The organism is Lacticaseibacillus suibinensis (assembly GCF_003946175.1).
GTDB classification, from domain to species: domain Bacteria; phylum Bacillota; class Bacilli; order Lactobacillales; family Lactobacillaceae; genus Lacticaseibacillus; species Lacticaseibacillus suibinensis.
In genome coordinates, this window is sequence record NZ_RHOK01000037.1 from 1 (window position 1) to 9,701 (window position 9,701).

7 protein-coding genes, 23 tRNA genes and 1 rRNA gene are annotated in these 9,701 nt (G+C 50.9%); 30 read left to right on the plus strand and 1 reads right to left on the minus strand.

Going from position 1 to position 9,701, the window contains the following annotated elements; translation table 11 throughout:
* The first annotated feature begins 29 nt into the window (after positions 1–29).
* The 30 genes from rrf (at position 30) to EKM90_RS12215 (ending at position 9,389) form a co-directional block, all read left to right on the plus strand.
* Positions 30–146 (plus strand): 5S ribosomal RNA (gene rrf / locus EKM90_RS12070).
* Positions 147–152: 6 nt separating this feature from the next.
* Positions 153–225 (plus strand) — tRNA-Val (locus tag EKM90_RS12075).
* A 28-nt stretch (positions 226–253) separates the two neighbouring features.
* Positions 254–325: transfer RNA gene (locus EKM90_RS12080), tRNA-Gly, on the plus strand.
* Positions 326–355: 30 nt separating this feature from the next.
* Positions 356–429, plus strand: a tRNA-Arg gene (locus EKM90_RS12085).
* A gap of 4 nt (positions 430–433) precedes the next feature.
* Positions 434–507, plus strand: a tRNA-Pro gene (locus tag EKM90_RS12090).
* 27 nt (positions 508–534) lie between these two features.
* A tRNA-Met gene (locus EKM90_RS12095) sits at positions 535–608 on the plus strand.
* Between the two features lie 7 nt (positions 609–615).
* Positions 616–689 (plus strand) — tRNA-Ile (locus EKM90_RS12100).
* Positions 690–735: 46 nt separating this feature from the next.
* Positions 736–809 (plus strand) — tRNA-Met (locus tag EKM90_RS12105).
* A gap of 2 nt (positions 810–811) precedes the next feature.
* Positions 812–885 (plus strand) — tRNA-Asp (locus tag EKM90_RS12110).
* Between the two features lie 5 nt (positions 886–890).
* Positions 891–963 (plus strand) — tRNA-Phe (locus tag EKM90_RS12115).
* A gap of 12 nt (positions 964–975) precedes the next feature.
* Positions 976–1,046, plus strand: a tRNA-Gly gene (locus tag EKM90_RS12120).
* Positions 1,047–1,059: 13 nt separating this feature from the next.
* Positions 1,060–1,133 (plus strand) — tRNA-Ile (locus EKM90_RS12125).
* A 40-nt stretch (positions 1,134–1,173) separates the two neighbouring features.
* Positions 1,174–1,261 (plus strand) — tRNA-Ser (locus EKM90_RS12130).
* Positions 1,262–1,268: 7 nt separating this feature from the next.
* Positions 1,269–1,340: transfer RNA gene (locus EKM90_RS12135), tRNA-Glu, on the plus strand.
* A 16-nt stretch (positions 1,341–1,356) separates the two neighbouring features.
* Positions 1,357–1,444: transfer RNA gene (locus tag EKM90_RS12140), tRNA-Ser, on the plus strand.
* A gap of 11 nt (positions 1,445–1,455) precedes the next feature.
* Positions 1,456–1,529 (plus strand) — tRNA-Met (locus EKM90_RS12145).
* An 18-nt stretch (positions 1,530–1,547) separates the two neighbouring features.
* A tRNA-Asp gene (locus tag EKM90_RS12150) sits at positions 1,548–1,621 on the plus strand.
* A gap of 5 nt (positions 1,622–1,626) precedes the next feature.
* Positions 1,627–1,699, plus strand: a tRNA-Phe gene (locus EKM90_RS12155).
* Between the two features lie 6 nt (positions 1,700–1,705).
* A tRNA-Tyr gene (locus EKM90_RS12160) sits at positions 1,706–1,786 on the plus strand.
* A gap of 5 nt (positions 1,787–1,791) precedes the next feature.
* Positions 1,792–1,862, plus strand: a tRNA-Trp gene (locus tag EKM90_RS12165).
* Positions 1,863–1,876: 14 nt separating this feature from the next.
* Positions 1,877–1,949 (plus strand) — tRNA-His (locus EKM90_RS12170).
* 6 nt (positions 1,950–1,955) lie between these two features.
* Positions 1,956–2,027: transfer RNA gene (locus tag EKM90_RS12175), tRNA-Gln, on the plus strand.
* Between the two features lie 20 nt (positions 2,028–2,047).
* Positions 2,048–2,119, plus strand: a tRNA-Cys gene (locus EKM90_RS12180).
* Between the two features lie 40 nt (positions 2,120–2,159).
* Positions 2,160–2,243 (plus strand) — tRNA-Leu (locus EKM90_RS12185).
* A gap of 634 nt (positions 2,244–2,877) precedes the next feature.
* Positions 2,878–4,071 (plus strand): glycosyltransferase family 4 protein, encoded by a 1,194-nt coding sequence (locus EKM90_RS12190; RefSeq protein WP_125582996.1) that lies wholly within the window; start codon positions 2,878–2,880, stop codon positions 4,069–4,071.
* A 2-nt stretch (positions 4,072–4,073) separates the two neighbouring features.
* Entirely contained in the window at positions 4,074–5,117 is a 1,044-nt protein-coding gene (locus EKM90_RS12195; protein ID WP_125582998.1) for a glycosyltransferase family 4 protein, read from the plus strand.
* Complete coding sequence (locus tag EKM90_RS12200; protein ID WP_125583000.1) at positions 5,104–6,150, plus strand: lysylphosphatidylglycerol synthase transmembrane domain-containing protein; 1,047 nt, start codon at positions 5,104–5,106, stop codon at positions 6,148–6,150. Before EKM90_RS12195 ends, EKM90_RS12200 begins: the two co-directional genes overlap by 14 nt.
* Before the next feature lie 62 nt (positions 6,151–6,212).
* Positions 6,213–6,455, plus strand: coding sequence for a YkuJ family protein (locus EKM90_RS12205; RefSeq protein ID WP_125583002.1), 243 nt, complete (start codon positions 6,213–6,215; stop codon positions 6,453–6,455).
* 175 nt (positions 6,456–6,630) lie between these two features.
* Positions 6,631–8,787 (plus strand): LTA synthase family protein, encoded by a 2,157-nt coding sequence (locus EKM90_RS12210; protein ID WP_125583004.1) that lies wholly within the window; start codon positions 6,631–6,633, stop codon positions 8,785–8,787.
* A gap of 149 nt (positions 8,788–8,936) precedes the next feature.
* Entirely contained in the window at positions 8,937–9,389 is a 453-nt protein-coding gene (locus EKM90_RS12215) for a Fur family transcriptional regulator (protein WP_125583006.1), read from the plus strand.
* A gap of 78 nt (positions 9,390–9,467) precedes the next feature.
* Here EKM90_RS12215 and EKM90_RS13100 read toward each other — a convergent pair.
* A partial coding sequence (locus EKM90_RS13100; RefSeq protein ID WP_225422876.1) for a hypothetical protein occupies positions 9,468–9,701 on the minus strand: 234 nt, incomplete at its 5' end.

The window sequence follows — 9,701 nt, forward strand, 5'->3', positions numbered from 1 at the left end:
GAGCGCAAAGCCCTCAATTGAATATGAAGTGCGGTGGCGATAGCGAGAAGGATACACCTGTTCCCATGCCGAACACAGAAGTTAAGCTTCTCTACGCCGAGAGTAGTTGGTGGGTGACTGCCTGCGAGGGTAGGAAGCTGCCGCGCTTTTATGGAGGATTAGCTCAGTTGGGAGAGCGTCTGCCTTACAAGCAGAGGGTCACAGGTTCGAGCCCTGTATCCTCCATTGAACCAAAAGGTTCATCCAGTTCTATGCGGAAGTAGTTCAGTGGTAGAACGCCACCTTGCCATGGTGGAGGTCGCGGGTTCGAATCCCGTCTTCCGCTTGTTGCAGCGATGCAACAACATCTAAATATGCACCCATAGCGCAATTGGATAGAGTGTCTGACTACGAATCAGAAGGTTGTAGGTTCGACTCCTACTGGGTGCATTATCGGGAAATAGCTCAGCTTGGTAGAGCACCTGGTTTGGGACCAGGGGGTCGCAGGTTCGAATCCTGTTTTCCCGATTGGGCAGTGATGCCTACGATTTATTTCGCGGTGTAGCTCAGCTGGCTAGAGCGTCCGGTTCATACCCGGGAGGTCGAGGGTTCGATCCCCCCCGCCGCGATCGACCTGGACCTTTAGCTCAGTTGGTTAGAGCAGACGGCTCATAACCGTTCGGTCGTAGGTTCGAGTCCTACAAGGTCCATGGGGCATTTGCCTCGGGCCCATTAATTTAATAAACATACCGTTATCGCGGGATAGAGCAGTCTGGTAGCTCGTCGGGCTCATAACCCGGAGGTCGTTGGTTCAAATCCAGCTCCCGCAATTGGTTCCATGGTCTAGTTGGTTAGGACGCCTGCCTGTCACGCAGGAGATCACGAGTTCGAGTCTCGTTGGAACCGGTGTCGGCTCGGTAGCTCAGTTGGTAGAGCAATGGATTGAAGCTCCATGTGTCGGCAGTTCGATTCTGTCCCGCGCCATTGTGACGGCATGCGGGTGTAGTTTAGTGGTAAAACCACAGCCTTCCAAGCTGTTGTCGCGAGTTCGATTCTCGTCACCCGCTGGATCGATAATTTGGGCCTATAGCTCAGCTGGTTAGAGCGCACGCCTGATAAGCGTGAGGTCGATGGTTCAAGTCCATTTAGGCCCATTGCGGCAAAAGCTTGCTGCAACAATTGAACATTTAATATGGAGAAGTACTCAAGTGGCTGAAGAGGCGCCCCTGCTAAGGGTGTAGGTCGGGAAACTGGCGCGAGGGTTCAAATCCCTCCTTCTCCGTATGTATGGCCCGTTGGTCAAGTGGTTAAGACACCGCCCTTTCACGGCGGTAACATGGGTTCAAATCCCGTACGGGTCAGTAGCGATAAGGCTATGGAGAATTACCCAAGTGGCTGAAGGGGACGGTCTTGAAAACCGTTAGGTGGGTCAAACCACGCGAGGGTTCGAATCCCTCATTCTCCTTTTCACATTATCGCGGGATAGAGCAGTCTGGTAGCTCGTCGGGCTCATAACCCGGAGGTCGTTGGTTCAAATCCAGCTCCCGCAATTACAATTGAATATTGTTGGTTCCATGGTCTAGTTGGTTAGGACGCCTGCCTGTCACGCAGGAGATCACGAGTTCGAGTCTCGTTGGAACCGTTAATGGCTCGGTAGCTCAGTTGGTAGAGCAATGGATTGAAGCTCCATGTGTCGGCGGTTCGATTCCGTCCCGCGCCATTTTATGGAGGATTAGCGAAGAGGCTAAACGCGACGGACTGTAAATCCGTTCCTTCGGGTTCCTAGGTTCGAATCCTAGATCCTCCATTTATAGGGATATAGTTTAAAGGTAGAACTACGGTCTCCAAAACCGTCAGTGTGGGTTCAATTCCTACTATCCCTGCTTTTAATGGTATGGCGGTATTGGTGAAGTGGTTAACACACTGGTTTGTGGATCCAGCATACGTGGGTTCGATTCCCACATACCGCCCTTTACTGGGGTATAGCCAAGTGGTAAGGCAACGGACTTTGACTCCGTCATGCGCTGGTTCGAATCCAGCTACCCCAATTGCTGTAAAAAGCACTCCTGGCGGTGTAGCCAAGTGGTAAGGCAAAGGTCTGCAAAACCTATATGCGTCGGTTCAAATCCGATCACCGCCTTTCTTGGATGGTTGCCAAGAGATAATTGAATATCCTTTATGCCGGCGTGGCGGAATTGGCAGACGCGCCAGACTCAAAATCTGGTTCCAGCAATGGAGTATCGGTTCGACCCCGATCGCCGGTATATCGACCCTGAATAAGGGTCTTTTTTTGTGCCAAAATGCTGACGATGGTGAGCGGAAAACTCAAGCTCTGCTTCAAGGCGAGTGCAGCGGCCTCAACTCAATCCTAACTTTTACATAATCGCCGCGAATTTTTTACGCCTTGGTCGCTTAATCTTTACGCCTGACGCTTATGCTTAAATCGTAGCAGTAGCGAGGCAAGAAACTTGCAGAATACCGAGATGCTGCTGATAATAACGACACCAGAAAGCTTTGACGGCTGACGGCGCAAAACGAGTCAGGTAAAAGCGGCATAATCCGCGAGAAGGCGATGCCATGATGATCAGATGGGGGATTGGACTGATTCTGCTGGCCATCACCGGCTGGGCGATGAATGGTCGCGCCAGTGTGCTGATGCAGCGGTATGGCCAGGAGACTGGTAAGTGGCTGAAATAAACCGATGGAAGAGCGGTTCAAGCGACCGTTCTTTTTTTGGCCAAAATTGAGGTGACAGTTCTGTTATGTAAATTTCAGTCTTTAGGTCGAGCGGTTTCAGTAAGGTTTCTGTTAAAATAGGAATATTGATAGCGTGAAAATTGAAATGGGGCCGCGTTGTCGTATACTGGAAACCAAGAGCTAGCGTTTGGAGGCAGTTAGATGAATATTGGCATTTTTACGGATACCTATTTTCCGCAGGTCAGTGGCGTCGCGACCTCGATCAAAACGCTCAAAGATGACTTAGAGCGGAAAGGCAACTCCGTTTATATCTTCACGACGACGGATCCACATGTGCCGGATGACGCGGTGGAGCCCAACGTGTTTCGTTTTACTAGCGTGCCATTCGTGTCTTTCACTGATCGGCGCGTGGCGGTGCGTGGTATGTTTCATGCCTACCATGTGGCCAAGGAGTTGAATTTGGATATTGTCCATACCCAAACTGAGTTCTCAATGGGGTATATCGGCAAATTCGTGGCCCGGCAGCTCAAAGTGCCGACCGTCCATACTTATCACACGATGTATGAAAGTTACCTGCATTACATCATGAATGGCCACTTGCTGCGGCCTTACCATGTGAAACAGTTTATGCGGGCGTATTTGTACCATGTCACCGCGGTAATCACCCCTTCGGACCGTGCGGAAGAAAGCTTGCAGCGCTACGGCGTGAAGCAGCCCATCACAGTCATTCCGACCGGCGTCGACTTGACCCAGTTTAAAGCGGCTAAAAATCCGCAGTTACGGGAGCAATTGGGTCTCGCCAATGTGCCAGTGCTACTGTCGCTGTCGCGCGTGGCTTATGAAAAGCGCATCGACAAGGTGATTGACGCCATGCCGGCCATTGTTGAAGCTTGCCCAGAGGTGGTGCTGCTGGTGGTGGGGGATGGTCCGGCGCGGGAGGATTTGGAAAAACAGACCCGCGAGCTGCAGATGCAAGATCACGTCCGTTTCATTGGCGAAGTGGACCACAGTGAGGTGCCGGATTACTACCGCGCCGCAGATATTTTTGTTTCGGCTAGCGATTCGGAGTCGCAAGGCTTAACTTATATCGAGGCACTGGCAGCAGGTCGCAAAGTGGTGGCTTTTGCAGGGGAATATACCAATTCTTTGTTGGATGATCCGGCCATTGGCACGACCTTCACGGCTCAGTCCGAGCTGGTGCATCAAGTGGTTAATTATCTCAAGCACCCGCAGGCTTTCGATGATCCGGCGCCGCGTGAAGTGAAGCTACGTGCCATTTCTGCGGATTTGTTTGGCGATCGCGTGCTGAAAGTGTACCAAGACGCCACTCGCCGCTTCCAAGATGAGCAAACGCTGCGCGATGAGGCGCTTGACGATTCGACCTTGAAAGGATAGTTATGCTCGACATTCACATGTTTTCCTCTGCGGATAAAGTCGCAGGGCAAGGGGTCGGCGCGGTGTATACCGAACTGGTCGCCTTACTGAAGAAGTATTTCCCGACGGAATTCAACGTTAAGATCAACGATTATTCTGCGAGTCAAATTAGCCATTATCATACGATTGATCCGAAGTTCTATGCGTCCACCTTCAGCAAGCGCCGCGGCCGCAAAATTGGCTTTGTTCACTTTCTCCCTGATACGTTGGATCAGAGCTTGCGCCTGCCAGGGGTGGCACGCTGGACTTTGGACCATTACACCGTAGCTTATTACAAGCGGATGGATAGTCTCGTGGTGGTGAACCCGAACTTTATCCCCAAGCTAGCGGCGTATGGCATTGATCCCCGCAAGGTGACCTACATTCCTAATTTTGTGTCGCGGGAAACCTTCTATCCGGCCACGGCGGAGGAAAAACAGATGCTGCGGCAAAAGCATGGGGTACCGCAGGATCGGTTCGTGGTGTTCGGCGCCGGCCAGGTGCAAGATCGCAAAGGCGTGGATGATTTTATCCGGTTGGCCAAACGCAATCCGGGGATGACCTTCATTTGGGCTGGCGGGTTTTCATTTGGCATGATTACCAATGGCTATGATCATCTCAAAGGTGAGGTGGAAAATGCGCCGGCCAATTTGACCTTCACTGGGATTGTGCCGCGGGAAGAAATGGTGGATTACTACAATATCGCCGATGTCTTCTTACTGCCTTCTTTTGAGGAGCTGTTTCCGATGTCAGTGCTGGAAGCCTTCTCGACGGAAACACCAGTGATGGTGCGTGATTTGGCGCTATATGATCAGATTATCGAACCGTATGCGGTGATGGCCAAAGACGGCGATGCCATGAATACCAAGTTGCGCCAGTTGCAAGCTGACGCCAGCTTGCGGCAAACGTACACCGAAAAGGCTCAGCAGGCGGCGGCAGAATATTCCGAAGCGCGGCTGGCCCGCGTGTGGCATCGCTTTTACCTTAAGCAAGCCGCTTTAGGTGAGGCGCAGCATGAGTCGCACTAATAAAATTGCGGCAGCGGTGATGGTGCTACTTGGTCTGGGGATTTTTGCGTTTGAAATGCGTAATCTGAACCTGCAGGTAGTGTGGCATACGCTCATGTCGCTGAACTTATGGTGGCTAGCGGCGGCGCTGGCGGTGATGATTGGCTCCTGGGTGGTGGAAAGCTTTGTCGTGCGGATGTTTGTCGAGCACGAAGGCGAGCGCTTGAGCTTCAAAGCGGCGTTTCGCGTGCCGCTGGTCGAGCAGCTGTTTAACAATATCACGCCGTTTGCCTCAGGTGGCCAACCCGCGCAGCTGGTGGCGCTGATGCAAGCTGGGGTCGAAGCCGGCCGGGCCAGTTCGGTGCTGTTGATGAAGTTCGTGGTGTACCAGTTCATGGTGCTGCTGAATTTTGTCATCACCTTGGTGTTTGGCTTTCACCAACTGGCCACCCGCTTTGGGCCGCTGGCGCTGCTGATTGTGTTTGCCTTCGTCATTCATATCGCGGTGATTGTTGGCTTGCTTTTGGTGATGTATCAGTACAAGTTCACCAAGAAAATGGTGGCGCTGTTGATCAAGCTCGCCGGCGTGTTCGTCAAACCGGCACGTCAGCAGCAGTGGCAGCGCACCATGGATCAAAAAATCGATAGCTTTTACGCTGAAAGCCTGCATCTCAAGCAAAACCGTGGCAAAGTCTATAAAGCGGCACTGCTCACCTTCGTCCAGTTGCTGCTGTATTATTCGGTGCCGTATTTCGTCCTCCGAAGCTTCGGCTTGGCCCACCTGAGTCTGATTGAAGTCATGCTTTTGCATGTGATGATTGTGATGATTGTGTCGCTGTTTCCGATTCCTGGTGGGACCGGCGGGGCTGAATATAGCTTTAAAACCTTATTTGCCGCTTACGTGCCGGTACCATCGCAGCTGGTGCTGACCATGCTGCTCTGGCGGTTTTTGACTTATTACCTGGGGATGCTAATGGGCGGTTTGGCCCTTGGCGTCACGCCTGGGCGCATGGCGCAAACCTTGCCGCCGGAAAAAAATGAGCCATCCGCGTAATTTCATCGTCACACACGCGGATTCTATGGTACGCTATCACAGAACAAGAAAGGGGCCGCTTCATGAAAAGCTCACAGTTAGTTGCGATTATCAAACGCTTGGAAGCCATGCAAGAAGGCGCAGATGACGAAGTTCAATCCCGCCGGTTTGAAAAAGACGGCGTCGAAAAAGGTGAAGTCACCTTTGACCCGAAGACTGAGACTTACACTTTGGAAGAAGTTGTCAGCCATCAGCAATTCGAATTTGATGACATCGACCTGGCCGCAATGGAGATTTACGATCTGCTCGACGATTCAGAAGACTAATGCGTTCTGCGCCGAGGCTGCACCTTGAGGGTGTGGTCTTTTTTATTACCTTTAAGATGTGCTTAAACCCCGGTCAAAACTGGGGCTTAAAATTGTCTTTTCTAAGCCATTTGTGTAGACTTACGATTGTGTTTAGATGACGTTAATATGTGTAATTAGTAGTTGGAGGATCAGTATGAAGCAAATCGGCAGTAAAATTCAGGGGTTTTTCAATTCCCGGCTAGGATTTTTCCTGCTCGCCGTGGGGCTGTTTTGGGCGAAAACCTATTGGGCGTATAACACCAAATTCAACCTGGGCGTTAAGGGCGGGATGCAGCAACTGCTGCTAGCCCTCAATCCACTCCCGACCACGATTCTCCTGTTCGGGCTGGCTTTGTACGTGAGCGGGCGCAAGTCCTATGTGTTGATGTTGATTGTGGATCTGTTGACGTCAATTTGGCTGTTTGCTAACGTCCTTTACTATCGTGAATTTTCAGACTTCATGACCTTTGCTTTGATTCGCAATTCCGGCACCATTGCCAATAACCTGGGGACCGGGGTGGCCGGGATTATGCAGCCGAGCGACTGGCTCGTGTTCTTGGACGTGGCGATCTTGGTGATTTTGCTGGCCACGCGCGTGGTCAAGGTCAGCATCAAACCCATCAAAAAGCGGTTTGCTTTGGGCGTGACGGTGCTGGCCGTGTTCATGTTCGGTGCGAACCTGTCCATGGCATATTCCGATCGCTCGGGTTTGTTGACCCGGATGTTCGACAACAACTACATCGTGAAATACTTAGGCCTGAATGCCTATACCGTGGTGGATGGGGTCAAAACCGCGCAGACCTCAGCGGAAAAGGCCAACGCGAAGGCCAGTGATCTTGATTCCGTTTTGGCTTACGTCAAAAATCATCAAGTAGCCAAGAATGTGAATTACTATGGCACCGCCAAAGGCAAGAATGTTTTTGTGATTCACTTGGAGTCCTTGCAGCAGTTCATGATTGACTTTAAGTGGGACGGCCAAGAAGTGACGCCGAACCTGAATAAAATTTACCACGAAAACAATACCCTCAGTTTCGACAACTTCTTTAACCAGGTTGGCCAAGGGAAGACTTCTGATGCCGAACTGATGCTGGAAACCTCGCTGTTTGGCTTGCAGGAAGGCTCCGCGATGCAAATCGACGGTACCTCGAACACTTTCCAGGCGGCGCCGGCCATTTTAGCCCAGCAAGGCGGCTACACCAGCGCGGTCGCGCATGGGGATGTGCCTAGCTACTGGAATCGTGATAACACGTATAAGTCGTGGGGTTACGATTACTTCTTCTCGAAGAGCTATTTCCCGAAAGTGAAGGATTATGATGTCGGCTACGGGATCAAAGACAAGATCTTCATGAAGGATTCGGCGGAATATGCCCAGCAGCTTCCGCAGCCGTTTTACATGAAGCTCATCACCGTCACGAACCATTTCCCATACACTTTGGATAAGAAGAACCAAACCATCAGCAAAACCGATACCGGTGACAAGACGGTGGATGGCTACGTTCAAACGGCCAAGTACCTGGATCAATCCATCGGTGAATTCATGAGCTGGCTGCAAAAGACCGGCCTCGATAAAACCTCAATGGTGGTCTTCTATGGTGACCACTATGGGATTTCAGATAACCATAAGAAGGCCATGGCCAAACTGACCGGGATTGAAGGCTTCAATGATTACAACAACGCTATGTACCAGCGGGTGCCGTTCATGATTCACATGGATGGACTGAAAGGCGGCATTGACCACACTTATGGTGGGGAAATCGATGTGCTACCGACGTTGCTGCACTTGCTCGGTATCGATACGTCGAATTATGTCATGATGGGCAATGACCTGCTCTCACCGGAGCACGACCAGACCGTGGCCTTCCGTAATGGGGATTGGGTCACCCCGACCATCACCAAGGTGGGCAGTGAGTACTTTAATACCACCTCTGGGGAGCGGCTGGAGAACCTCACCAAGGCGCAAAAGCAGGTGATCAACACCGCCACCAACCGGGTGACAACGGAACTGTCCTTATCGGATCGGGTCATCAATGGTGACTTGCTAAGATTCTACACGCCGGCTGGGTTTAAGAAAGTTAATAAGGCGGACTACAGTTACAACCTGAAGAAAGCCCAAGAGCAGCTGAAGGCGGCCCAAAAGAGTGGCACCAGCTTGCAGGCGAAAAATAATGGCAAGTCGCTGCTTGATCTATACGTGACCGACGCGCCAGAGCTACAGACGAACGCCGACGGGAGCTCTAGTAGCAGTGAGAGCAGTAGCACCAGCAGTTCATCTAGTAGTAGCACTGCTGCTAGTTCCAGTAGTAATAAGTAAGAGCGCTGAAAATTGATTCGTGAAGAATCTGGGGTAAGCATACCGCCAGATTCTTTTTTTGGCCCAAGTGTTCACTTCCTATTTGCAAGTGGTTGGGGTTTAGCGTATTCTAAGCTTAGGAAGAACTATTCTAATGTAGGTGATGAAAAATTCAAGAAACAGTCTATCATCAAACTATCGCTCGCCTGCGAGCAAACAAAATTAGGGTGACGCCACAGCGCGACGCAATCATTAAGTATTTGATTGCCAGCGAAGCTCACCCGACAGCGGAAATGATTTTCGCCGCCTTGTCGCCAGAGTTTCCTCATATGAGTGTCGCTACGGTGTATAACAACCTCAAGTTGTTGGCCGATCTGCATCTGATTGAAGAAATGAATGTCGGCGACCCCGCGACGCATTTTGATTTCGCGTTAGAGCCGCACTACCATGTGATTTGTCGCAATTGCGGCAAAATTGTCGACTTCAGCTATGATCAGTTGACGGACGTCGAAGCAGTGGCCGCTAAAAAAACCGGCTTTTTGGTGGATGGCCACCATCTTGAGGTCTATGGCTTATGCCCTGACTGTCAAATCAAGCTGGGCAAGGTGCCGGTAAGCCAATAATGGCTGACCAGCCAATTGAAATCCGAACGGGGATGGTTCATAATTATTCCTCGTTCGGATTTTTTATTTACCTTAGATTTATGCGATTTTTGGTTGACGATTGCGGGCTAGAGCTGGTAAGATACTTGTTGTTGTCAAAACGGCAAGCGCATGGCGCTTCGCTGCCAAATGCTTGGAAGACGAATAATTATTCATTTCATGACATTTTAATTTGACAAGCAAAAAGCCATAAGATATACTGTTAAAGTTGTCTTTTGGACACAGTGGTCCTTTGAAAACTGAACAAAGTTTCGTAAATGTGATAGGGCTTTT